The organism is Azospirillum lipoferum 4B, assembly GCF_000283655.1.
In the GTDB taxonomy this organism is placed as follows: domain Bacteria; phylum Pseudomonadota; class Alphaproteobacteria; order Azospirillales; family Azospirillaceae; genus Azospirillum; species Azospirillum lipoferum_C.
This window is the reverse complement of the sequence record NC_016587.1, coordinates 101,316-125,128: the sequence shown is the minus strand read 5'-3', so window position 1 is coordinate 125,128 and position 23,813 is coordinate 101,316. Positions and strand designations below refer to the sequence as shown.

Below are 23,813 nucleotides of genomic sequence, written 5' to 3'. Positions count from 1 at the left end.
AGTCGGCGAAGACCTGACAAGTTGCCGGCCATGATCTGGATCCGGTCCCTTGCCTTCAACATCGCGTTCCACCTCTGGACCGCGCTGATGTGCTTCGCCCTGCTGTGGATGCTGCTGCTGCCGCGTCCGCAGATGGTCGCGGTCGTGAAATGGTATCTCAGCACCGTCGGCTGGCTGGAGCGCACGCTCGTCGGCATCCGCTACGAGGTGCACGGGCGCGAGAACCTGCCCGACGGCCCCTTCCTGCTGGCGGCCAAGCACCAGTCGGCCTGGGAGACGATGAAGCTCCACCTTCTGGTGAAGGACCCGGCGATCATCCTAAAGCGGGAGCTGATGTGGATCCCGATCTGGGGCTGGTACGCCGCCAAGGCGAAGATGATCCCGGTCGACCGCGGCGCCGGCGGGGCGGCGATCAAGTCGCTGATCCGGAACTCCCGCCCGGTGCGCGACGAAGGCCGGCCCATCGTGATCTTCCCGCAGGGAACCCGCGTCGCTCCCGGCACATACCGGCCCTATCGGATCGGCGTGGGCATGCTCTATGACAGCCTGAAGATCCCCATCGTGCCGATGGCGCTGAACGCCGGCCTCTATTGGCCGCGCCACAGCTTCCTGAAGCGTCCGGGCACCGTGGTGGTGGAGTTCCTGCCGCCGATCCCTCCCGGCCGTCCGCGCGCCGAGGCGATGCGCGATCTGGAGGAACGGCTGGAGGCCGCCAGCGACCGCCTCGTCACCGCTGCCGGCGGCCCGCCCACCATCCGCCCGCCGCAGGCCGAGCCGGAGCGGAACAAGCAGGCGGCGACCGCCGTGTCGTGACGGTTCGGCCGCAACCGGCGGGCCGCGGCGGTTAATCCCTTGAGCACCGCCGCGTATCTGCCTACGCTCGCGCAACGAATCGCCGGGAGGGCCGGTTGAACCGGCTCCGGTTGACGCGCGAGAGGACGGATGACGCAGACCGCGAAGCCCCGGTGTCCCACCCGGCCGCTGGACCTCTGGAAACAGCGATGGCGCGCCGCCGCCGTCGCCCTGCTGATGACGGCGCAGCCGCTGGCAGTCCCCGCCGGCGCCATCCTGACCGTGCCGGCGGCACCCGCTCCGCTCGCCATCGCCGCAACCGCGGCGGTCGCTGTGGCGCTCGCTCCGGACGAGGCCTCCGCCCGATCCCGCGGAGGCCGGTCCTCGTCCTCGGGCGGCTATTCGCGACCCTCGCGCACCCCGTCCGTCGGCAGCAGCAGCAGCGGCTACTCCCGTCCCTCGGCTCCGCGCACGCCCTCGACCGGAAGCAGCGGCGGCGGATGGTTCTCCGGCGGCTCCGCCAGCTCCAGCGGCGGCTATGCCCGGCCGGGCAGCAGCGCTCCCTCGGTCGCCGCCCCCCCGACCTCCGCCGGTGACCGGACGTTCAGCCAGCAGGGCTCGGCCGACGCGCTGAACCGCTACCGCAGCCGCCAGGAGACCGACCGCACGCCCACCGCCGCCTCCACCCAGGGCCGTACCGGCAACTCCGGCAACTCCGGCGGCTCGGGCTGGAGCTGGTGGGGCGGAGGCGGGTCGTCCTACCGCGCCCCGTCGACACAGCCCGCACCTGCCAATCCCTATGGCCGCTACGGCTGGAACCCGCCGTCCTATGCCTACACCGCGCCGCGGCGCTTCGGCGTCTGGGACGGGCTGTTCCTGTGGTTCATGCTCGACACGCTGACCCGGCCGGGCCATGCCGCCTTCTTCCACAACAACGCCGACGACCCCGGTTATCGGGAATGGCGGAAGGAAGCCGACCGGCTGGCCCGCGACGATGCGGAACTGCGCGGCAAGCTGGACCAGCTCGACCAGTCGGTGGCCGCACAATCCGGCAGCCCGCGCCAAGCCGGCCAATTGCCCCCCGACGTGCCGGCGGATCTGGCCCGCGCCGATCCCCGCACGTCCGGGTACAGCATGTGGCTGTGGGTTCTGCTGCTGCTTGGCGTGGCGATGCTGTTCCTGCTGTGGCGGGCGCGGCGGCGGATGGATGCCCCGGCGGCGAAACCCAGCCCAGTGTCCAATGGCCCAGTCTCCAAGGGAGGATCGGACGTGCCCCTGTTCGGAACGCTCGGCAACTACGTGAACCAGAAGCTCGGCGGCAAGGCCTACAGCCCGTCGCTGTTCCGGCTGGGCATGGCGGTCACCATCGACCCCACCCCCTTCCTGCTGGCGGAGAGCGCCACCAAGGTGAAGGCGCCGGACACCGGCAGCGACCGGCTGGTGTCGATCGAGGCGGTCGGCACCGTCACCTCCGGCCCGGCCACCGTCTATCGGCTGCATCTGCCGGGAGGAGGCTTCTTCCAGATCCATCTCGGCCCCGACGGGCAGCCGGACGAATGCCGCTATTTCACGCCCATCGACAGCGTGGCGCCGTCCGACGAGGGCGAGTGGGGCTTCTGGCTGGACGATGCCGAGGGGATGATCGGCTGGCCGGAATTCCAGACCAAGGACGGCAAGCTCTATGCCCGAGTCTGGCAGCCGGGCGCCAGCCGCATCCAGCCCTTCACCCTCAGCGAGGCGCGCCAGACCGTGCGCGGAACCGAGACGGTGGTCAGCCAGTCCATGCTGTACGGCGCCCCCACCGGTGCCGCGGCCCCCGCCCCCACCACGGAATACATCCTGGTGGAGGCGGTGGAGCGGTCCGGCCGCGCCTCGGTCGAGATTGCCGCCGGCATCGACGTGAACCCCGCCTCCCTCTCCCTGTCCTAACCCACACGACAAGAGTGCCGGCCCCATGGAAAGCACCTTCGGTTCCATCCTGACCGCGCTCGGCACCGGGCTTCCGGTGCTGCTGGTCCAGCTCGCCGTCACGCTGGCGCTGCTGGCGGTCGGCGTCGCCGTCTACACCCGCATCACCCCCTTCAACGAACGCCGGCTGGTGGCGGAAGGGAATGCCGCCGGCGGCCTGACCCTGGCCGGCTCCATCGTCGCGCTCGCCATTCCGCTGGCGGCGACGCTGGCGACCAGCGCCTTCCTGCTGGACATCGTTCTGTGGGGCGTGGTGGCGGTGATCCTGCAGCTGGTCGCCTTCGCGGTCGCGACCCTGCTGATCCGCGACCTGCGCGGCCAGATCGAATCCGGCAACGTCGCGTCGGCCGCGACCCTGGTCGGGGTCCAGCTGGGGGTGGCGCTGATCAACGCCGCCGCCATGGCCGGATAGGCCGGCCCCCAAGAGGTAAGGATAAGGGGTCTGGTCGCCGGATCATCCCCTCCCCATCTGTGCAGGCGAGGCGCATTGCGTGGCGCCTCCAACAACCCTCATCGACAGGATTCGAGCCATGCTTGCCTTCATCCGCAACCTTATGGGTGTCAAGACCGACCAGGCCGTCCAGGGCGCCATGGAGGCGCTGGTGCGCTGGGATCCGAAGTCCGCGACCGAGGCGGAACTGCGGACCATGGAGCAGCATCTCGACGGGCTGGGCCGGCAGGTGGCGGAAGCCCGCGCCATCTACGACCGCGAGCAGCGCGAAGCCGACGAGATCAAGGCGCTGTCGACCCAGCGCATGGCGGCGGCCGAGCATCTGCAGCGCCAGATCGACGGCGAGACCGATCCCGCCCGCAAGGCCGGGCTGGAAAAGAGCCTGGAGACCATCGTCGCCATGCTGGAGGAGATGGCTCCGGAGATCGAGCGCGAGGTCCGCGACGCGGTGGAAGCCCGCGAGTTCCTGGAGATGCTGGAAAAGAACTATGCCGAGGCCGGCGCCAAGCTGAAGGCCGCCCGCGCCGAACTGACCCGCGCCCAGCGCGACATGGGCCGTGCCGACCAGCAGCGGGCCATGGCCGAGCGTCAGGCCGAAGCCGCCCGTCAGGCCGCCGGCCTTGCCGGCGCCACCAGCGGCCTGTCGGTTGCGCTGAAGGCGATGCAGGACACCGCCGCCAAGGATCTGGCCGCCGCCGAGGCGGCGAACGCCAAGGCCAAGCTGCTGCGCCCGTCGGTCCCGGAAAAGGAAGACCCCAACATCGCCGCCGCGCTGGCCGCCGCGTCGGGCAAGACCTCGCCCACGAGCCTGTCGGACCGTCTGGCGGCGCTGAAGGCCAAGCAGGGCTGACATTCAGAGGGGATCGGTGGGGGAGACTCCGCCGATCCTTACCTCCTGGGGGAGATGGAACAGCGTGGAACGGTTTCCGGCGGCTGTTCCATTTCGTCCGCTGGCCCGTCCGCTGGCCTGTCCGCCTTACAGACGGCCGAAGGCGGCCTGTCCGCCCTGCCGTTCCAGCGCGGAGGCAAGGTTGGGATAGGGATCGTCGGGATTGAAGGTCCAGGGATAGACGCCCTTCGGTCCTTCCGATTCCGGACGGGCGAGGATGGCGGCGACGGCGCGCGGATCGGGCGCGCGGCGCTCCCGCAAGGCGCCGGGGATGTCGTCGTCGTCCAGTTCGGGGACGATGACGGCGGGAGCGTCCTCGAACGGGGGCGGCTGGGGCGTGGCGGAGTCCGCCGGCTGCTGGGCCGACCGCCGGGCCGGCCGCTGGACCGATTGGTCTCCGAGCCCGTCGAGGAGGCCGAGCCGGTCGGCCAGCCAGCGCACGGTCGACGGATCGCCGCAGGAGACCAGCCGCTCGATCTGCTCGACAACCAGACTGCGCAGCGAGGAGAGGCGCAGCTCGGCTTCCCGTTTCAGCGCCTGCCGTTCCCACCAGACCCTGTGACGGAAATCCTTGGATCCGTAATAGGCCCGCCACAGGGTGGTGCGGCTGCATCCCATGGCGCGGGCGACATAGAGGAAGCTGCTGCCGCGCGCCAGCATGCCGGCGGCCATGATCCATTGTTCCTCATGGAATTGCGAACCGGGAACCAGCGAGCCTTCAGACGGCACCGGCGGCTCCTCCGCCCAGCAGGGGAAACGGTCGTCGGCAAGGGTACGGCTGTCGAGGGGCATGGGGTGGCTCCGCAGGATGGTGGGACGGGTGCGGAGAGGTTATGGGAAAGTTATCCTTTCATGGGGCGTTTTTTGAAAATCCGTGGCGAGCAACGCGTTGAGCCGTTGCGCTGGGGCCAGTTACTGCGCGCCATTAGTTGAACTTCGTGGCTCTCCATAACGTCCAAAGGCTGTTCGGGCGGTAAGGAGGGTAAGTCCCTGTTCCGCCACGCCTTCGTGCGGGAGGTGGAAGTTATTGGAAAGCCTGATAGGGCGGGTTCCCCAACATTGCGTCAAGTGCCCCGGATTGCAGCCCGGCGCAGGTTGTATCCGGCTCAAATTGCCCTGGTGGTTCGGGCACGAAAAACGACCGGTCCCTTGCGGGATCCGGCCGTTCGCCGCATAGTGATCGTGCTGGTGATCGGGTGGTGAGACACCCGATCACCGGCTTGGTCATCAACCGCGCAGCACGCGGATGATGACCAGGATACCGCCGATCAGGCGTACCCACAGCGTCATGATCTCCAGACGCTCGCGGTTCAGGATCGGCAAGCGGGGGGTGTTCTTCATGAGAGTGCTCCTTAGCAATTGATGATGCGCTTCATGGAGGCCGTGGGGGTTGGCGCTAACCTTTCCCCCCACGGTCCCATGCGGTGCCACCCTCATCATTGCGCGGCCGCCAGCCATCTGACAAGATGATTCACAATATTTTGTGTCAATATATGGGCTATGCGTAAAGGTTTAGCCCGATTCCCTACGAAACCTATAGTGCGTTGACGTTTCCGCGGCTTCATTCTGGCGCCGTTCGCCTCTCAGTTCATATGATTTCCGATGTTCGTCTCCGTTACAAACGTCGATAACATCGCTAACGACTGCATAATTTGCTTAAACGTCGTTCCGTACGTTTGCATCATCGTTTTCAGGACATTTGCCTGTGCGTCGTTGCGCACGTTTGAAAGTCACTTTCAGGACATTTGCCTGCACATCGCTCCGTGCGTTTGCAAAACCGCTTTCAGGACATTTGCCTGTTCATCATTGCACGTATTTGCATCATCGGCCGTGGCAACCGCTCGGAACGCCCAGTTCAGTGTCGTGTGCTCGGTTGCTTCCCACCTCCCCCGCCAGATCCCGATCCGCCCACCGGTTGGTCGTGGCGGCCCCTCTTCATGCGATCTCACACAAATTTTGTGTTCCCAACACCCAATATTTGGGGCAGACTTAGTCGTCACCGATGGGGGCACGATGGGGAAGCTGGCGACAATCGGAAAGGCGACCATCCGGGTCTTCGGCAACGACCACCTTCCCCCGCATTTCCACGTCAAGGATACCGATTTCGAAGCACTGGTCTCGATCGAAACCTTCGAGGTCATCGCCGGCGACCTGCCCACCGCCATCCGCAAGGATGTCCAGACCTGGGCCGCCGCCAACAAGGACCGGCTGGTGAGCGAGTGGAACGTCTGGAACCCCAACATCCCCTTCGCCTGAAAGGAGGCGCGCCCATGATCCCGCCCGTCCTGCCGCAAGGCCCCCGCCCAATCCCGCGGCTCGCCGCCGTGGCGCCGGCCGCGGGCGCCGTCCTGGCGCTGACCTGGGACGACGGCCGCGCCGACCGCGTCGACCTGACCGGCTGGCTGGAATCCGGACACCCCTATTTCCGCCAGCTGCGCGACCCCACCGTCTTCGCCTCCGCCCGCCTGATCGACGCCACCACGGTGGAGTGGAACGGCGACGAGGATCTGGCCATCGACAGCATGCATCTGGCCCTGCTGGCGGAACAGCAACGCCCTTTCGGCCAACCCGAACTGATCGCTTGGCAGGATCGCCACGACTTGTCCAATCAGGAGGCGGCCGATCTGGTGGGGGTGCACGTCAACACCTGGTCGAACTGGCGCACCGGCGCCACTGCCGTGCCGGCCATGCTCGGCATCGTCTGCCGCGCCTTTAGCCGCGACCCGCTGCTGTTCGCCGCCCGGTACCGCCCCCGCCGGCCCGGCCGTCCGCCGGCAGCGGCTGAATAGGGCCAGCTATCCGCGAACCGGCGTCACAGCTGGCCGGCAATCCGCTTCCCCTGCAGCCACTCCCACCCATCCTTACGTCTCGGGGGAGGCCGCCTTCGCCGTCTTCGCCTTGCGGGCCGCCACCTCGAAGGCCACGTCCTCGATCAGTCCGCCGGTCAGCGAGGCCAGGGCCGATTTCAGGCTCGGCCAGTGGTTCATGCGGGCGGTGTCGGCGACGGCGGCGTTCCTGGCCTTCAGGACGAGGCGGCGGCCGCCCTGGGGCGCTTCCTCCACCCGTTCCGGCTCCAGTTCGGCCAGCAGCGGGGCGGGGACCTTGCCCTTCAGGGCGTGCAGGACGGCGGCCCACAGCGCCGTCACGTCGTCGGCGTCGGGCAGCGGGCCGAGGTCGGCGAGGCCGGCCTCCACCGGGTCGGCGGGGGCGACGGTGTCGACCTTGCCGATACGGCGGGCGCGGCGGCCGGCGCTGTGGCGTTCGCGCTCCAGATAGGTCTCGGCCGCCTCCTCCTCGTCCTTGGCGTGGAAATCCAGCGTCACCGCCTCGATCTTGCGGCCTTTCCGCTTCATCTTGTCTTCCGGCATGCTGACGCGGAAGGGGGCGAGCTGGTTCACCTCGGCAATCGCGCGGTCGATGGTGCGGGTGCGCAGGATGCCGAAATCCTTATAGGCGCCTTCCGGCACGTTCATCAGCTTGCGCAGCGTGTCGATGTCCAGTTCCAGCGACGGATAATCCATCTGGTAGCGCTGCATGCCGATCTCGTACAGCTTCAGCGCGTAGGTGCTGGTGACCTTGACCATCGCCGGGCCGGACAGCTTGGCCCACAGCTGGGACGAGCGCTGGATTTCCAGGAAGGCGTCGGTGAACTGGAAATGGATGTCGGCGGCGTCGCTGTCCTCCTCCTCCTCCGGCCGGACATAGCTGGAGAGGATGCGCAGCTCGGCGCGCGACCGGCGGCCGCGGAAGGGGCCGATGACCACGAGGCTGGAATCGAAGATTTCCTTCAGCGCGTCGAAGATCCGCTCGTTGCCCTTGTGGTTGCCGCGCACCACGCGCTTGGGCAGGCGATAGAGCTTGTTGGCGAAATTCTGGCTGCCGGCGAGATGGATCATGAAGTTCAGCATCTTCTGCGCCGGCAGCGACAGGCGCGTGCCGTTGGCGGGATAGCTGTAGACCGCTTCCGCCGCCTTGATCAGATGCTTGTAGCCGTCGCGCTCGAAGGTGGCACTGGCGACGCGGGCGGTCAGCCCGGCGACCGGCGCCGCGGATTCGGCAGCAACAGACGGCAGGGTGGCCGCGGCACCGTCGCCGTCGATCACCGCACCGCCGGCCAGATCCTCCGGCCCCAGCACGACGAGGCCGGGGGCGGCCTTCGCCGTGTTCGCCTTGGTGGGCGCAGCCGCGTCCGACGGGACGGACTCCTCCGCCACCGCACCGCGCGCCTTCCTGCGCCCCGTCCCCGCCATCGCCGTCCTCCGCCGAAATCGAGGGAGGCTAAATCAATCCTTACCCGAAAAACAAGTAAGGAAAGGGTCGCGCCGCAGAATCCTGTTCATCCTTACATCCTGGGGGCGGAACCCTTACGCCCCGGGGGGTGTGCGACTCGCCCCCACCCGGTAAGGCTGTTTCCCCCACCCTGTAAGGAAGATTCGATGCGACTCGCGGACTCACCTAGGGTTTCGCGCCGACGAATCCTCTTAAAAGGGAAAGGGAGTCGCGAACGCCTGCTAAGTGCCGGATCTGCCAAGGCTTCCGCAGTGCGAATCTCACCCGAACTCTCCCTCCGGCATCCTTACATCACCCGAATCGGCCCGACTCGAGTCCGGAAAGCCTCCCCATGGGACCAGCTCCATCCTTACTCCCTGGGGGCGTTCGGCCATTTTTGCTGTCCGGGGGTCTATGGACAAGCGCCATCCTTACGGCTTGGGGGCACTCACGGCCAGATCCAGGCCCCCAAGAGGTAAGGATCGGCAGATTCTGGAGACGAACTGAGTCGCTATCCGGGGCATGTAAGGATTTCCAGGGGTTTGAGAGCCCCCAGGATGTAAGGAAGCCCGCCCCCAAGCCGTAAGGATCGGGAAACGGGCCATTTGGCTTCGGGAGGCCGGGATCCAGCCCCCAGGCGGTAAGGATAGGGAACGGTGGAGATTTAAATCACTGATTTAGAATGTTTTTCTTTCAGTGGGCGGCCAGCAGGAACAGCCCCTGGCCCAGATAGACGCTGGCGGTGCCCATCACCAGATAGCGGCTCCACAGGCGGAATTGCGCGTCGCTCATGCGGTCCAGCACCCGGCGGGAGAGATTCGTGCCCAGCAGCGCCATGGCGACCGACATCACGATCACCGTCGATTCCACCGTCCCGTCCACGCCGCCGGCGACCAGCGGAGCGAAGTAAGCGATCTTCACCAGATGGCCGACCGACTGGATCGCCGCCTTGGTGGCGACCACGCTCTGCCGGGTCATGGCGCTGCGGATGAAGAAGGTGTCCAGCAACGGGCCGGAGATGCCGGCGACCAGCTGCACCCCCATGCACAGGAAGCCGCCGATGAGGCCATGCAGCGGCTTCTGGGCATCCAGCGCCCAGCGCGCGGGCACCGCCAGCGCAAGGAAGGGCGTCAGCCCCAGAATCAGCAGCGACACCGCCCGGTCGGGAATGGCGCCGACCAGGGCGAACAGCAAGCCGGCCCCGGATCCGCCCAGCGCGAATCGCAGGATGATCGGCCAGACCACATGGTGCCGCCACAGCCATGCCCGCCAGCCGTTGGAGGCGAACTGCGTCACGCCATGCAGCAGCATCGCCGACGGAACCGGCAGCAGGATCAGCAGCAGGCCCATCAGCACCATGCCGCCGGCCATGCCGAACAGGCCCGACAGAAACGAGGTCACGAGAACGGTAAGGCCAAGCCCCACCATCAGCGGAAGCGTCAGCATGAATCGGTCCAAATGTCGGAGATCAGGCTGAAAAGCTCGCACGCGCGCGGTTGCGCCGCAAACGGCATTGTTCGATGCTGAGCCTCAGGAAAAGTTGGGGTTAAGTAAGGATGGACCGATGCGCCGCCTGCCCTCGCTGAACGGCCTGCGCGCTTTCGAGGCGGCGGCCCGCCATGGCAGCTTCACCGCCGCGGCGGCGGAACTGCATGTCTCGCAGGCGGCGATCAGCCGGATGGTGAAGCTGCTGGAAGAGCGGCTGGGCTTTCCCCTGTTCGACCGGCGGGCCAATGCGCTGGTGCTGACCGAACGCGGCCGGGCGCTGCAGCCGGCGCTGACCGAGGCGTTCGACGGCATCGCCCGGCGGGTGGAGCAGGTGTCGGCGATGCGGGCCGGGCCGGTGCTGACCGTGGGCATGGGGGCGACGGTGGCGGTGCGCTGGCTGATTCCGCGCCTGTCCAGCTTCCACCTTGCCCACCCGGAGATCGAGGTGCGGATCGCCACCGGCGGGGCCGGCGCGCCGATGAACGACGACTGGACCTGCGCCGTCCTGCTGGGCGACGGCCAATGGCCGGGCTATGAGGCGGAGCGGCTGTTCTCCTCCACCCTGCAGCCGGTCTGCGCGCCGCGGCTGGCGGCGGAGTTGCGCCAGCCGGCGGATCTGGCCGGCGCAACCCTGCTGCATGTGTCCCATTGGGCGGAGGACTGGCCGCGCTGGCTCGCCGCCGCCGGGGTGGCGGAGGTGTCGGCCAAGGGGCCATCGTCGAAGGGGCCGTCGTCGAAGGGGCTTTCCTTCGGCAGCTATGCCATGACGCTGCAGGCGGCCATCGACGGGGTCGGGGTGGCACTGGCGCCGCGGCTCTACATCCTGGACGACATCGCCGCCGGGCGCCTTGCCACGCCCTTCGGGCTGGCGGTGCCGATGGTCCATGCCTGGTATCTGGTCTATCGCGCGTCCCGCCGCGACGATGCCGGGCTGGCGCCCTTCCGCGACTGGCTCTATGCGCTGTGTGCCGAGGTGGAGTAGGCCCCTTTGTCCTTTTGGCGCAATTCGCCGATGCACAATTCGCTGATGCGCCGCCTGCGGGTGCCGACATAGGGTGGCCGCTGTTTCCGTTTTGCTTCCCCGCAGTCATGACCCTACAGGACCGCGCGATGCCGCCAACCGCTGTTCCCCATCCGGCTGAAGACGCCGCCCATCCGGCCCTGTCCCGCTCGCTGGTCATGCTGATGGCGCTGGCCTGCGGGGTGGTGGTCGCCAACATCTATTATGCCCAGCCGCTGGTCGGGCTGATCGGCCCGGCGGTCGGGCTGTCGCCGGAGACCGCGAGCCTCGTCGTCACCCTGACCCAGGTCGGCTATGGCGCCGGGCTGGTGCTGCTGGTGCCGTTGGGCGATCTGCTGGAGAACCGCCGGCTGGTGGTGGTGACGCTGTCCAGCACGGTGGCGGCGCTGCTGGTGGCTGCGGTCGCCCCCACCGCCTCGCTGTTCCTGGCGGCGGCCTTCCTGATCGGCGTCACCTCCGTCGCCGTGCAGATGCTGGTGCCGCTCGCCGCCCACATGGCGCCGGAGGCCTCGCGCGGGCAGGTGGTGGGCAATGTGATGAGCGGCCTGCTGCTGGGCATCCTGCTGGCCCGCCCGGTGTCGAGCCTGATCGCCGACAGTTTCGGCTGGCGCGCGGTGTTCGGCCTGTCGGCAGTGGCGATGGTGGGATTTGCCATCCTGCTGTGGCGGGTGCTGCCGCAGCGGCGGCCGACGGGCCGGTCCGGCTATGGCGCGCTGATCGGCTCGCTTGGGCGGCTTCTGGTGCGGACGCCGGTGCTGCAGCGGCGGACCGTCTACCAGACCATGATGTTCGCCTCCTTCAGCCTCTATTGGACCGCCGTGCCGCTGCTGTTGATGGGCGCGCCCTTCCATCTCAGCCAGCGGGGGATCGCGCTGTTCGCCCTGTCGGGGGCGGCGGGAGCGCTGGTGGCGCCGCTCGCCGGGCGGATCGCCGACCGCGGCTGGACCCGGCCGGCCACCGGCTTCGCGCTGGCGATGGCGGCCTTGTCCTTCTTCGTGGCCCAGGCTGGCGTGGGGGCGGGCGAGGGATCGATCGCGCTGCTGGTGCTGGCCGGGCTGCTGCTCGACATGGGCGTGCAGATGAACATGGTGCTGGGGCAGCGCGCCATCTATTCGCTGGGGGCGGAGACTCGCAGCCGGATGAACGCCATCTATATGGCGATCTTCTTCCTGGGCGGGGCGGCGGGTTCGGCGCTGGCCGGCTATGCCTTCGCCGTCGGCGGGTGGGAGCCGGTGACCTGGATCGGCTTCGCCTTCCCCGCCATCGGCCTGCTGTTCTACCTGACCGAATTCCGTGGGCGGTCGGCCGCCTGACCGGTGATCTTCAAAGGAGACGACGCAATGGATCAACGTCCGCTTGGCCGTAGTGGCCTGACGGTGTCCCCGCTCTGCTTCGGCGGCAACGTGTTCGGCTGGACCGCCGACGAGGCGACCTCCTTCCGGCTGCTCGACGCCTTCGTCGATGCCGGCTTCAACTTCGTCGACACCGCCGACGTCTATTCGGCCTGGGCGCCCGGCAACAAGGGCGGCGAGTCCGAGACCATCATCGGCAATTGGATGAAAAGCCGCGGCAACCGCGACCGCATCGTCCTGGCGACCAAGGTCGGGTCGGAGATGGGGCCGGGCAAGAAGGGCCTGTCCCCGGCCTGGATCCGCAGCGCGGTGGAGGATTCGCTGAAGCGGCTCCAGACCGACCGCATCGACCTCTACCAGTCCCACTGGGACGATCCGTCGACGCCGTTCGAGGACACGCTGGGCGCCTACAAGGAGCTGATCGACCAGGGCAAGCTGCGGGCCATCGGCGCCTCCAACCTGACGGCGCCACGCCTTCGCGAGGCGCTGGAGGTCAGCGCCCGCACCGGCCTGCCCCGCTACGAGACCCTGCAGCCGGAATACAACCTCTACAGCCGCCAGGGCTATGAGGCGGAGCTGGAGGGGATTTGCCGGGAGAATGGGCTGGGGGTCATCAATTATTACTCGCTGGCCGCCGGCTTCCTGACCGGCAAGTACCGCTCGGCCGAGGATGCCGGCAAGAGCGCCCGCGGCAACGGGGTGGTGTCGAAATACCTGAACGACCGCGGCCGGGCGATCCTGGCGGCGCTGGACGAGGTCGCCGGCCGGCATGGCGCGACGCCGTCGCAGGTCGCCATCGCCTGGCTGATCGCGCGCCCCGGCCTGACCGCGCCCATCGCCAGCGCGTCGAAGCCCGAACAGATGGGCGACCTGATCGCCGCGGCGCACCTGCGCCTGGATGCCGACGATATCGGACGGCTGGACCGGGCGAGCGCCTGGTAGCGAGCGGCCGGGCGAGGCTAGGCGCGGAGCAGAATATCCCGTGAGGGGAGGCCGTCAGCGGCGGACGACGCTGACCGAATGGGCTTTGGGAGCGGAGCGGCCGGTGCGGGCGGCGATGGCGGCGCCCTGCACGGGGCGCTGGTTGCGGCGCTGCTGCGCCATCTCCACCTCGCGGCGGAAATTCGGGCCGAGCGCCTCGTAGGCGGCCTTCAACTCCGGGTCCTTCATCCAGGATTCACGTCGTTCCATGGTTTCCTCTTGAATTGGCTGGTCCTCGGCGGAACGCCGACCAAGCCTGCGGCATGCCGCCCGTGTCGAAGACGGTTCGGTGACGAGACATCCGATGTGTTTCACAGGATGGCTCCCGATGTCCTTTTTCAAGGCGGGGGCGGCATGACGAAGTGACAGGTTGGGGTGGCTTGTCTTGACTTCAAGATCCCTCCGGCGTCAGGCCGGGTGACTTTTCGAAAGCCTCAACGTCACGCCTGCCCCAAGGTTCCAGCCGAACCATCCCCCTCTCCCCCCGGGGCTAGCGGATTCACACATTTCGCGTTTGCGAAAAGACGTGCAGCTTGGCATTGAGGACAGCCCCTCTCCCCTCGCGGGAGAGGGGTTGGGGTGAGGGGGCGCAAATCAGGATCGTACCGGCCTTGCGGCCGCCGCACCCCTCATCCCAACCCTTCTCCCGCAAGGGGAGAAGGGCTTTTTACCACCGGTGGTTGCCGCCATTTCGCAGAGGCGAGATGTGTGAATGCCATAGCCCCCCGGGAGAGGGGATGCTCGACCACGGGAGAGGATCAGCCCAGCAGGCCGATGTCGCCGTAGGCGATGTGGTCGAAGCCCAGGCCGAAGACCGGCGAGTTCGCCGACAGGCTGAAGTCGTCGGCGCCCGGATTGGCGAAGCCGGGATTGAGGATCACCGAGCCCTTGTCGTAGCCGGCAGCCTGCCAGTTCGACAGGGTGCCCCAGGCACCGCTCGACATCACCTGCGGCCAGGCGTCGAACTCCTTCCCGGCGGTGTTCAGGCTGCTGTAGAAGTTGTTGTGGATGTTGCCGACACCGGCCGGGCCATAGATGTGGACGGCGGTGCCCTCGCGCACGTCGATGACGTTGCCGGAAATGTCGTTCCCGCTCATCGCCTTGCCCTTCCAGCCGCCCCAGGCGACATCCTGCTGCAGGCCGATCTGGGCGCCGCTGTTGCCGGCGATCACGTTCTCGGTGACGCTGTTGTTCCAGCCGCCATGCAGGAACACGCCGCCGATGTTGTCATGGACGACATTGCCCTTCACCGTGGCGCCGCTGGTCCAGTCGTCGAGATAGATGCCCCAGCTCGCCACGTCGCCCGAGGGGTTGGTGGCCGTGGTGCCGGACACGTCGTTGTTGACGACGGTGTGGCCGGTCAAATCCTGCTGGCGGTTGATCAGGTAGATGCCGCCGCCGTCGTTCGAGTCCAGATTGGCGTCGATCACCTTGTTGAAGGCGATGGTCGCGCGGTAGGTCGCGTCGCTGCCGTCCGTCTGGACCGAACCGACGGCGATGGCCTTCTCCGGCGAATCCTCGATCTGGTTGTGGGTGATCTTGACGTCGGAGCTGCCGTTGACCCAGATGCCGGCGTCGCCGCGGTCGGCGGCGTTGGGGTGCCGGATCAGGTTGTCGGAGACGATGGTGGCGTTGGAGCCGGCCTTGACGAAGACGGCCTCGGCGCCGGTGCGGTCGAACTGGTTGCCGATGACCTTGCTGTTGGCGCTGTTCTGCACCGTGATGCCGTAGCCGCCGCCGGTGACGACATTGTTGGCGAAGGTCAGGCCGGCGGCATTGTCGGCGTAGACATAGTGGCCGCTCGCGACACCGTCGGTGAAGGTCAGGCCTTCGATGGTCACGTTCTTGGCGCCGCCCAGCCCGAACGACACGGACGCCTGGGCGCTGCCGTGGATCACCGCCTTTTCGTTGCCGTAGCCGCTGAAGGTCACGCCGGAATCCTGGCCGTCCATCCAGACGACGTTCTTCAGGTAATAGTCGCCGCCGCGCACATAGGTGGTGTCGATGGTGGGATCGGCGCGCATCGCCGCCTGCGCCTTCTGCAGCGAGGCGAAGGGACCGTCGGTGCCGGCGGCATTGGGAGCAGCCAGCTTGCCCGACCAGCTGTCGTTGCCGTTCCTGGCGACGTAGAAGCCGGGTTCGGTCGGCGACGGCACCGTGGGGGCGGGAGTCGGTGTGGGGGTCGGAGTGGGAGTCGGGGTCGGCGTGGTCGTGCCGGCCGGGAAGTCGGAGGCCGGGGCGTTCACCACCAGCGTGCCGTTCCACCACATCCCCTTCTGGCCGGCGATCACGTCCTTGCCGTCCAGCGCGCCCTTGTCATAGGAGACGGCGCTGCCGGTCGGGCCATAGCTGTGGCCGTTGATGGTGATGCTGTTGACGTTCAGGCTGCGGTCCTGGCCGTCGATCACCGCGTCGTTGTCGTACTGGATCTGCACCTTGTGCGCCACGCGGTCGGCGGCGTCGGTGGTGAAGGTGAAAGTCTTCGCGGTGGTGCCGGCGGTCCCCTCGCCGATCTGCTTGCCGTCGACCAGCACCTTGAAATGGGCGTTCACGCCGCCGGCCGGGGTGCCGGACGCGTTCACCACGATGGTGTCCTTGCCCCCGGTGGTCGCCACCGGCGCCGCGGCCGCGGGGAAATAGCTCTTGTCGGCAGCGACGACCAGCGTGCCGTTCCACCACAGGTTCGACTGGCCGGCGGCGACGTCCCGGCCGTCGAGCGCGCCCTTGTCGTAGCTGACGATGCCGGCGGTGGGCGCGATCGTCTTGCCGCCGATGCTGATGCTGTTGACGGTCAGGCTGCGGTCCTGGCCGTCGATGACGGCGTCGTTGTCGTAGCGGATCTGCACCTTGTGCGCGGCGTCGGCGGTCAGCACGGGGGTGAAGACGAAATCCTTGGCCGTCGTGCCGGCTGTGCCCTCCCCCACCTTCTTGCCGTCGACCAGCAGGGTGAAATGGGCGTTCACGCCGCCGGCGGCCTTGCCCTGGGCGTTCACGACGATCTTGGAAGCGGATGTGGCCATCGGTTCGGTGTCCTCGCCTGATGGGCCCGACGGTTCCTTCGCGGATCTGTCGGGCCGGATGTCCGTTTTGAGCCTGAACCCAGGATGTGCGCGGAGGATGGCGAGGAAGCGCGGGATCTTTGTGTGATGTTTGGGCTAAAAGCCGCCGAACCTGCGACAAATTATGGACAGCGATACTGTGCGCCGATTCCCGGCATTGTGGTGATTGCACTGCAGCATTTCCGCAACAGCAAGCGGAGCGAATATTGCGGCTTTCCCTTATTCCTGCAGGAAGCCGTTGAATGAAAGGTGCTTTTCCCGGATTGTTTGGGATGGACACAACTGTTTGCCGCCGGAAGAGGCGCGGCTACCGCAACGGCCCGGCCACCCCATATGTCCGGAGCCTGTGCGGAACAAGGATTGATCGAGAGATGCACGAGTACAGCGAGCGGTCGCGCCGCCCAGACGAGAACCCCGGTCCCCGGCCACTGCCGCCGGGCTGTTTCCGGATGCAGCGGCCCATTCGCTTCTCCCACTGCGATCCCGCCGGAATCGTCTATTTCCCGGTCTATTTCGACATGTTCAACGGGACGGTGGAGGACTGGTTCACCCAGGGCCTGGACATCGACTATGCGACGATGATCCTGCAGCGGCGGCTGGGCCTGCCGATCGTGCATGCGGAATGCGACTTCGTGATCCCCAGCCGCATGGGCGACACCCTGACGCTGGGCGTCCTGCTGGAGCGGCTCGGCCGCAGTTCCGTCAAACTGCGCATCAACGGCGAGCATGAGGGGCAGGTCCGGCTGTCGGGCAGCCTGACGCTGGTCACCACCTCGCTGGACGATTTCGCCGCGGTGCCGATCCCCGACGACATCCGCGCGGCGATGGAACGCTATCAGGCCGGCTGCGAGGGGTAGGGTTGGAGCGTTTTCCCCCTCTCCCGCGGTATCTCCCTCTCCCCCCGGGGCTATGGCATTCACACAATTCCAGGCATCGCTAAGCTTCTGAGATGAAAGGAACTTTGCGTCATCCCCGCGAAGGCGGGGATCCAGGAAACTCCGCAGATCAGCGGCGGATGTGGCTGGATTCCCGCCTTCGCGGGAATGACGGCCGACAGAATTGCTTTATTTCAACGTCTTAAGTGACGCTGAGATGTGTGAATGCCATAGCCCCCCCGGGGAGAGGGCTTTGCAAGCGCCCTGCCCCCCCTGTGACGGTTCTCCATGGACGACATCGACCGCCGGCTGATCGATCTGTTGACGGTGAATGCGCGCACCAGCACGGCGGCGCTGGGCCGGGCGCTGGGGCTGTCGCGCTCCACCGTGCAGGACCGCATCGCCCGGCTGGAACGGCAGGGGGTGATCGCCGGCTATACGGTGAAGCTGGGCGACCCGGCGCCGCGGCGCGGCGTGTCGGCCCTGGTGATGATCAGCGTGAACGCCAAGCTGGCCGACCGCGCCGTGCATGCCCTGCGCAAGATGCCGGAGGTGATCCGGCTGCACAGCATCAGCGGCCAATACGACCTGTGCGCCACCGTCGGCACCGAAACCCATGACGCGATGGACGCGGCGCTCGACGCCATCGGCCGGCTGCCGGGGGTGGAGCGGACGATGTCGTCGATCGTGCTGTCCACCAAGATGGAGCGGTAGAAGGCGGCGGAGCGGCGGCGGCGCCACCGCTCCGGTTCATCCTCAGGGCTTGGCTTCCATCTGGATGACGCGCAGGTTGTTGGTGGTGCCGGCCTGGGCGAAGGGGATGCCGGCGACGACCACCATGGTGCCGGTCCGGCCGGCGAACTCCTCCGCCCGCGCGGTGGCGATGGCGCGATCGACCATCTCCTCGTAGGTGCGGATGTCGTCGGACAGCACGCTGTGTGCACCCCACAGCAGGCAGAGGCGGCGCGACACCGCGGTGTCCGGGGTGATCGCCAGGATCGGCACCTCCGGACGCTTGCGGGCGATGCGCGCCGCGGTGGTGCCGCTGGAGGTGAAGGCGACGATGGCCGAGGAATGCAGGTTGTTGGCCAGATCGGCGGCGGCGGCGGCCACCGCATGGGGCGGGCTGTGCTCCTCGCCCGGATGGGTCGCCTGGATCAGCGAGTGATAGAGCTTGTGCTGCTCGGTGGAGCGGATGATGCGGTCCATCATCGTCACCGCTTCGACCGGATACTGGCCGGACGCCGATTCGGCCGACAGCATCACCGCGTCGGCGCCGTCATAGATGGCGGTCGCCACGTCCGACGCCTCGGCCCGCGTCGGGGTCGGGGCGGAGACCATCGAGTCGAGCATCTGCGTGGCGACGATCACCGGCTTCACCGCCAGACGGCAGGCGCGCACCAGCTCCTTCTGGCGGCCGGGCACGTCCTCGTGCGGGATTTCGACGCCGAGGTCGCCGCGCGCCACCATCACCGCGTCGGACAGGCGGATGATGTCGTCGATCCGCTCCAGCGCCTGCGGCTTCTCGATCTTCGCCATGATGCCGGCGCGGTCGCCGATCAGGCTGCGCCCCTCGATGATGTCGCCCGGCTTCTGCACGAAGGACATGGCGACCCAGTCCACCCCCAGCTCCAGCCCGAAGGCGAGGTCGGCGCGGTCCTTGGCGGTCAGGGGCGACAGGTCGAGCACGGTGCCCGGCAGGTTGACGCCCTTGCGGTTGGAGATGGTGCCGCCGACGACGACCTTCGCCTCGATCCAGTCATCGCCCAGCTCGACCACCTCGACGCGGACGCGGCCGTCGTCGATCAGCAGATGGTGGCCCGGCATGATGGCGGCGAAGATTTCCGGGTGCGGCAGCGGGATGGAGCGCTTGTCGCCCTCGCTGCCCTGCAGGACGAAGCGGATCTGCTCGCCGGTGGCGACGGCGATCTTGCCGTCGCGGATGGTGCCGACGCGGATCTTCGGACCCTGGAGATCCTGCAGGATGCCGATGGGACGGCCGACCTCCGCCTCCAGCTCGCGGATGGCGCGGTGGACCTTGGCGTGGTCGTCGTGGGTGCCATGGCTGAAGTTCAGCCGGAAGGTGTCGACGCCGGCCAGGAACAGGGTCTTCAGCATCTCGGGCGAGTTGCTGGCCGGTCCGACGGTGGCGACGATCTTGGCGCGGCGATGACGGCGCATGTGGTTCCGGCCGCGGGGGCCGTCCTCTGTTGGCTGGGCCGTCCGGTGCGCCGGCACAAGCGGCTGCACCTTGGCAGGACGGCGGGGTGACTGGTCCGCAACGGAACGGCCGGATCGGGCAACCGGTGAGGTCGCCCGGCGACTGTTCGCGTGCCATACCAAGGTGTCGCCATTGCCGCCGGAAAGCAAGGCGGCTCACGGAGTTAGAGTTCTTCCAATCGTTCGTGCAGATCCTCGATGGCGCGGATGCGGGCGCGGCCGGGCTCGCCGGTCAGGGGGATCAGCTCGGCGGCGAGGGCGTGGATCACCGCCAGGGCGGCGACATGGGTGTCGAGCGCCGCCAGGCTGCGCGTCTCGCAGCGGAAGGTCAGCGGCGGCGGCGGGGCCTCCAGCGCCGAATGGCTGTCGGCGATCAGGATGGTGGGGATGGCGCGCTCCCCCGCTATGCGCAGCAGGCGGACGATGGCGGGCGGGCGGCGGCGGATGCCGACCAGGAACAGCAGGTCGCCGGGTCCCATATCGCCAGGACCGAGATCGGCCAGCGTCTCCGCCATCGTCTCGCCGGTCGCGGCAAGCTGATGCACCTCGCCGCGGACCTGGATGAACTGCCAGCGGGCATAGCCGGCCAGGAAGGCGCTGTTGCGCGCGCCGCAGACCCAGATGCGCCGGGCGTCGGCAAGCGCACGGGCCGCCTGGGCCAGCATCGCCGGATCGGTCTGGCGGGCGGTGGCGGCCAGCGCCTCGGCACTGCGCTGGAAATGGGCGTCGAGCGGCGGACGCTCGGCATCGGGGGCGGGCGGCGGGCCGCCGGGGGGCAGCAGGAACAGCGGCGAGCCCCAGTCGCCACCCCGCCGGGCGGCCAGCCGCGCCTCCTCGAAGCCGGCATAGCCGAGGCGGCGGACCAGCCGCGACACCGTCATCTTCGACACGCCGGCCCGGCTCGCCAGTTCGGTCGCCGAATAGCCCGACAGCTCGCCCGGACAGGCGAGGATGACGTCGGCCAGTTGCCGCTCCGTCCGGCTGAGGGCGCCGTAGCGGTCGCGGATGCGCGCGGTCAGGGAGGGATCCGCCGTGGCGGTGGCGGTGGTGGACTGACTTGCCTGTTTCATGGGCTGAACGCCTCGCAAGATCGGCATATGCACAAAAATTAAGCGTAGTGACCACAACCAAAGCGACGTTACGAATGTAACGGAGATTGCCGAAAGCGGGATAACCGTAACATTCCCGCCCTTTGGCGCACACCCGAATTCGTATGGCGAAAGTGGCACATGGTTTGAAACGGGGAGGCTCATCGTCCTTCGGTTTGGAGATCAGGTGCCATGCGGTTCGCAAAGATTCTGGGTGCTCTCGGCCTTGCCACGGCGGTTCTCGCCGGCGGTCTCGCTCCGACCCATGCAAAAGCCGACGCGCTGGAGCGCATCGCCAAGGAAAAGGTGCTGCGCGTCGCCGTTCCGCAGGACTTCCCGCCCTTCGGTTCGGTCGGCACCGACCTGAAGCCGGTCGGCTACGACATCGACACCGCCACCCTGATCGCCAAGGAAATGGGCGCCAAGGTGGAGCTGGTGCCGGTGACCAGCACCAACCGCATCCCCTACCTGACCACCGGCAAGGTCGATCTGGTGATCTCCAGCCTGGGCAAGAATGCAGAGCGCGAGAAGGTCATCGACTTCTCCGCCGCCTACGCCCCCTTCTACAACGGCGTCTTCGGCCCCGACGACATCAAGGCCGAGAAGCCGGAAGACCTGGAAGGCAAGACCGTCGGCGTCACCCGCGGCTCGGTCGAGGACATCGAGCTGTCGAAGATCGTGTCGGACAAGGTCACCGTCCGCCGCTATGAGGACAACAACGGCACCATCTCCGCCTTCCTGTCGGGTCAGGTGCAGCTGGTCGCCACCGGCAACGTGGTGGCCGCCGCCATCTTCGAGCGCAACCCGCCGCGCCAGCCGATCCTGAAGTTCCTGGTCAAGAACTCCCCCTGCTTCGTCGGGCTGAACAAGAACGAGGGCCCGCTGCTGGAAAAGGTCAACGCCATCATCGCCAAGGCGAAGGACGACGGGTCGCTGAACGACATCGCCAAGAAGTGGCTGCACGCGCCGCTGCCGAAGGATCTGTGAGCGGCGTTTTGCCCCCTCCCTAACCCTCCCCCGCCTTTGGCGGTGGAGGGGACTGCCGCCGCTCTCCTGCAAGGCCCCCTCTCCCTCGAAGAGGGGGAGGGATGGGGAGGGGGCAAACCACCGACGGACCCCACACAATGGCCTACAGTTTCGATTTCTCGTCCCTGTTGGACTACACGCCCGTGCTGGTGGACGGGGTGGTGACCACCATCGGGCTGACTGCGGTCAGCACGGTGCTGGGGGTGGCGCTCGGCGTCGGCGGGGCGGCGGCGCGGACCTCGACGGTCAAGCCGCTGGCGATCCTCGTCGGCGCCTATGTCGAGCTGATCCGCAACACCCCCTTCCTGGTCCAGCTGTTCTTCATCTTCTTCGGGCTGCCGTCGCTGGGCATCCGGCTGGCGGAATGGCAGGCGGCGGTGCTGGCGATGGTCATCAATCTCGGCGCCTATTCGACCGAGATCATCCGCGCCGGCATCGAGGCGACGCCGAAGGGCCAGATCGAGGCCGGCGCCAGCCTGGGCATGACCGGGCCGCAGATCTTCCGCTATGTCGTGCTTGGGCCGGCGATGGCGAAGATCTGGCCGGCGCTGACCAGCCAGGTGGTGATCGTCATGCTGGGCTCGTCGGTCTGCTCGCAGATCGCGGCGGAGGAGCTGAGCTTCGCCGCCAACTTCATCCAGTCCCGCAATTTCCGGCCCTTCGAGGTCTATTTCCTGGCGACCGCGCTGTATCTGGCGCTGGCGGTGGGGCTGCGCTGGGTCTTCGGCCTGATGGGCCGGCGGATGTTCGCCAAGGGGGTGTCGCGTGCTTAATTTCACCCTGTGGGACATCCTGTCCAACCTGCTGCTGGCGGCGCGCTGGACGGTGCTGCTGTCGCTGATCGCCTTCGTTTCCGGCGGGGTGGCCGGGCTGCTGCTGCTGGTCGCCCGCGTGTCGCCGGTGCCGCCGCTGCGCATCGCGGCAAAGCTGTTCATCGAGATCTTCCAGGGCACGCCGCTGCTGATGCAGCTGTTCATCGTCTTCTTCGCATTGCCGCTGATCGGCATCGAGACGACGGCCTGGACCGCCGCCGCCGTCGGGCTGACGCTGTTCACCGCCGCCTATCTCGCCGAGATCTGGCGCGGCTGCGTCGAGGCGGTGCCGAAGGGCCAGTGGGAGGCATCCGCCAGTCTGGCGCTGACCTTCGGGGAGCAGATGCGCCACGTCATCCTGCCCCAGGCCCTGCGCATCGCCGTGCCGCCGACCGTCGGATTCTCGGTGCAGGTGGTGAAGGGCACGGCGGTGACCTCCATCATCGGCTTCGTCGAGGTGACGAAGGCCGGCACCATGATCACCAACGCCACCTTCCAGCCCTTCCTGGTCTATGGGCTGGTCGGCCTGATCTATTTCGCCCTGTGCTACCCGCTGTCTCTGTCGGCCAAGGCGCTGGAAAGGAAGCTGAATGTCGCCCGTTAAGACCCCCGCCACCGGTCGGCCTCTGGTGAAGCTGTCCGGCATCCGCAAATCCTTCGGCCCGGTGGAGGTGCTGAAGGGCGTCGACATGGCGGTCGAGGAGGGGCAGGTCGTCGCCATGATCGGCCGCAGCGGATCGGGCAAAAGCACGCTGCTGCGCAGCATCAACGGGCTGGAGCGCATCGACGGCGGCGTCATCGAGGTGGACGGCGAATGCGTCGATCCCGGCCAGATCGACCTGCGGGCGCTGCGCCAGAAGGTCGGCATGGTGTTCCAGCAGTTCAACCTGTTCCCCCACCTGACCGCCGGCGAGAATGTCATGCTGGCGCTGAAGGTGGTGAAGAAGCAGGACAAGGCCACCACCCGCGCCGCGGCGGAAGCCGCGCTGGCCAAGGTCGGGCTGGGCCAGAAGTTCGACGCCTACCCGTCGCAGCTGTCGGGCGGCCAGCAGCAGCGCGTCGCCATCGCGCGGTCGCTGGCGATGGCGCCCAAGGTTCTGCTGTGCGACGAGATCACCTCCGCGCTCGACCCCGAACTGGTTGCCGAGGTGCTGGGGGTGGTGCGCAAGCTGGCGGAAGAGGGCATGACGCTGATCCTGGTGACGCACGAGATGCGCTTCGCCCGCGAGGTCTGCGACCGGCTGGTCTTCATGCATGGCGGCCGCATCATCGAGCAGGGGCCGCCGGCCGAGCTGTTCGACCGGCCGTCCACGCCCGAACTGGCGCAGTTCATCGGCATGGTCGAGGCGCGCTGACCGGCACGCCCGCCCTCCATCGCCGCCCATCCCTGCCCCGCCCTGCCCTGCCCCGTACGCCCCTGCGTGCGGGGCGCTCTCGTGTGAGTGGATAATAGGAATATAGTCTATTAAACAATCCATTCACTTTGCTGCCGTGCAGTCTCGACCGATCACGATTGTTAACC

Annotated in this window: 22 protein-coding genes; 15 read left to right on the top strand and 7 right to left on the bottom strand. The window is 67.6% G+C overall.

Features of this window, described 5'->3' with window-relative positions:
- Positions 1-30: 30 nt before the first annotated feature.
- The 4 genes from AZOLI_RS24810 (at position 31) to AZOLI_RS24795 (ending at position 4,061) form a co-directional block, all read left to right on the top strand.
- A complete protein-coding gene (locus AZOLI_RS24810; RefSeq protein WP_014189381.1) occupies positions 31-813 on the top strand; it encodes a lysophospholipid acyltransferase family protein in 783 nt (260 codons plus the stop codon).
- A gap of 129 nt (positions 814-942) precedes the next feature.
- Positions 943-2,721 (top strand): DUF2491 family protein, encoded by a 1,779-nt coding sequence (locus tag AZOLI_RS24805; protein WP_014189380.1) that lies wholly within the window; start codon positions 943-945, stop codon positions 2,719-2,721.
- A 25-nt stretch (positions 2,722-2,746) separates the two neighbouring features.
- The gene (locus AZOLI_RS24800) at positions 2,747-3,172 is read left to right on the top strand and encodes a DUF350 domain-containing protein (protein WP_014189379.1); all 426 of its coding nucleotides are present in this window, start codon (positions 2,747-2,749) and stop codon (positions 3,170-3,172) included.
- A gap of 118 nt (positions 3,173-3,290) precedes the next feature.
- Positions 3,291-4,061 (top strand): hypothetical protein, encoded by a 771-nt coding sequence (locus AZOLI_RS24795; RefSeq protein WP_014189378.1) that lies wholly within the window; start codon positions 3,291-3,293, stop codon positions 4,059-4,061.
- A gap of 126 nt (positions 4,062-4,187) precedes the next feature.
- Here the strand turns inward: AZOLI_RS24795 and AZOLI_RS24790 are convergent, their stop codons facing one another.
- Positions 4,188-4,892, bottom strand: a complete 705-nt coding sequence (locus AZOLI_RS24790; protein WP_014189377.1) for a hypothetical protein — start codon at positions 4,890-4,892, stop codon at positions 4,188-4,190.
- A gap of 1,221 nt (positions 4,893-6,113) precedes the next feature.
- Between AZOLI_RS24790 and AZOLI_RS24785 the strand changes: the two genes are divergently transcribed.
- A complete protein-coding gene (locus tag AZOLI_RS24785) occupies positions 6,114-6,356 on the top strand; it encodes a DUF4160 domain-containing protein (RefSeq protein WP_014189375.1) in 243 nt (80 codons plus the stop codon).
- A 14-nt stretch (positions 6,357-6,370) separates the two neighbouring features.
- Complete coding sequence (locus tag AZOLI_RS24780) at positions 6,371-6,889, top strand: DUF2442 domain-containing protein (protein WP_014189374.1); 519 nt, start codon at positions 6,371-6,373, stop codon at positions 6,887-6,889.
- 72 nt (positions 6,890-6,961) lie between these two features.
- Here AZOLI_RS24780 and AZOLI_RS24775 read toward each other — a convergent pair whose 3' ends face one another.
- Together AZOLI_RS24775 and AZOLI_RS24770 are read right to left on the bottom strand one after the other, a co-directional pair.
- On the bottom strand, positions 6,962-8,350 hold the full coding sequence (locus AZOLI_RS24775; protein WP_014189373.1) for a replication initiation protein: 1,389 nt from the start codon (positions 8,348-8,350) through the stop codon (positions 6,962-6,964).
- A gap of 712 nt (positions 8,351-9,062) precedes the next feature.
- Positions 9,063-9,815 (bottom strand): TSUP family transporter, encoded by a 753-nt coding sequence (locus AZOLI_RS24770; protein ID WP_014189372.1) that lies wholly within the window; start codon positions 9,813-9,815, stop codon positions 9,063-9,065.
- Between the two features lie 118 nt (positions 9,816-9,933).
- Here AZOLI_RS24770 and AZOLI_RS24765 point away from each other — a divergent pair, with 118 nt between their 5' ends.
- The 3 genes from AZOLI_RS24765 to AZOLI_RS24755 all read left to right on the top strand — a co-directional run bounded on the left by AZOLI_RS24765 (position 9,934) and on the right by AZOLI_RS24755 (position 13,172).
- Complete coding sequence (locus tag AZOLI_RS24765) at positions 9,934-10,839, top strand: LysR substrate-binding domain-containing protein (RefSeq protein WP_014189371.1); 906 nt, start codon at positions 9,934-9,936, stop codon at positions 10,837-10,839.
- A gap of 128 nt (positions 10,840-10,967) precedes the next feature.
- Entirely contained in the window at positions 10,968-12,191 is a 1,224-nt protein-coding gene (locus tag AZOLI_RS24760; RefSeq protein ID WP_014189370.1) for an MFS transporter, read from the top strand.
- A gap of 27 nt (positions 12,192-12,218) precedes the next feature.
- Positions 12,219-13,172 (top strand): aldo/keto reductase, encoded by a 954-nt coding sequence (locus tag AZOLI_RS24755; protein WP_044553118.1) that lies wholly within the window; start codon positions 12,219-12,221, stop codon positions 13,170-13,172.
- A 54-nt stretch (positions 13,173-13,226) separates the two neighbouring features.
- On the opposite strand, the gene AZOLI_RS31720 is transcribed toward AZOLI_RS24755, so the two are convergent.
- Together AZOLI_RS31720 and AZOLI_RS24750 are read right to left on the bottom strand one after the other, a co-directional pair.
- Positions 13,227-13,421, bottom strand: a complete 195-nt coding sequence (locus tag AZOLI_RS31720; protein ID WP_162488420.1) for a hypothetical protein — start codon at positions 13,419-13,421, stop codon at positions 13,227-13,229.
- A gap of 548 nt (positions 13,422-13,969) precedes the next feature.
- Positions 13,970-16,231 (bottom strand): right-handed parallel beta-helix repeat-containing protein, encoded by a 2,262-nt coding sequence (locus tag AZOLI_RS24750; RefSeq protein WP_014189366.1) that lies wholly within the window; start codon positions 16,229-16,231, stop codon positions 13,970-13,972.
- 488 nt (positions 16,232-16,719) lie between these two features.
- On the opposite strand from AZOLI_RS24750, the gene AZOLI_RS24745 reads away from it, so the two are divergent.
- Both AZOLI_RS24745 and AZOLI_RS24740 read left to right on the top strand, forming a co-directional pair.
- Complete coding sequence (locus AZOLI_RS24745; protein WP_014189365.1) at positions 16,720-17,127, top strand: acyl-CoA thioesterase; 408 nt, start codon at positions 16,720-16,722, stop codon at positions 17,125-17,127.
- A 306-nt stretch (positions 17,128-17,433) separates the two neighbouring features.
- The gene (locus AZOLI_RS24740; protein WP_014189364.1) at positions 17,434-17,859 is read left to right on the top strand and encodes an Lrp/AsnC family transcriptional regulator; all 426 of its coding nucleotides are present in this window, start codon (positions 17,434-17,436) and stop codon (positions 17,857-17,859) included.
- A 42-nt stretch (positions 17,860-17,901) separates the two neighbouring features.
- Here the strand turns inward: AZOLI_RS24740 and pyk are convergent, their stop codons facing one another.
- Together pyk and AZOLI_RS24730 are read right to left on the bottom strand one after the other, a co-directional pair.
- A complete protein-coding gene (pyk, locus tag AZOLI_RS24735; RefSeq protein WP_044553113.1) occupies positions 17,902-19,326 on the bottom strand; it encodes a pyruvate kinase in 1,425 nt (474 codons plus the stop codon).
- A gap of 203 nt (positions 19,327-19,529) precedes the next feature.
- On the bottom strand, positions 19,530-20,435 hold the full coding sequence (locus tag AZOLI_RS24730) for a MurR/RpiR family transcriptional regulator (protein ID WP_014189362.1): 906 nt from the start codon (positions 20,433-20,435) through the stop codon (positions 19,530-19,532).
- A gap of 210 nt (positions 20,436-20,645) precedes the next feature.
- Between AZOLI_RS24730 and AZOLI_RS24725 the strand changes: the two genes are divergently transcribed.
- From AZOLI_RS24725 to AZOLI_RS24710, 4 genes are all read left to right on the top strand, one after another.
- A complete protein-coding gene (locus AZOLI_RS24725; RefSeq protein WP_014189361.1) occupies positions 20,646-21,440 on the top strand; it encodes a transporter substrate-binding domain-containing protein in 795 nt (264 codons plus the stop codon).
- A gap of 137 nt (positions 21,441-21,577) precedes the next feature.
- Positions 21,578-22,252, top strand: a complete 675-nt coding sequence (locus tag AZOLI_RS24720; RefSeq protein WP_014189360.1) for an amino acid ABC transporter permease — start codon at positions 21,578-21,580, stop codon at positions 22,250-22,252.
- Positions 22,245-22,895, top strand: coding sequence for an amino acid ABC transporter permease (locus AZOLI_RS24715; protein WP_014189359.1), 651 nt, complete (start codon positions 22,245-22,247; stop codon positions 22,893-22,895). The genes AZOLI_RS24720 and AZOLI_RS24715 overlap by 8 nt, the downstream gene beginning before the upstream one ends.
- On the top strand, positions 22,882-23,646 hold the full coding sequence (locus AZOLI_RS24710; protein WP_014189358.1) for an amino acid ABC transporter ATP-binding protein: 765 nt from the start codon (positions 22,882-22,884) through the stop codon (positions 23,644-23,646). Before AZOLI_RS24715 ends, AZOLI_RS24710 begins: the two co-directional genes overlap by 14 nt.
- The last annotated feature ends 167 nt before the right edge of the window (positions 23,647-23,813 follow it).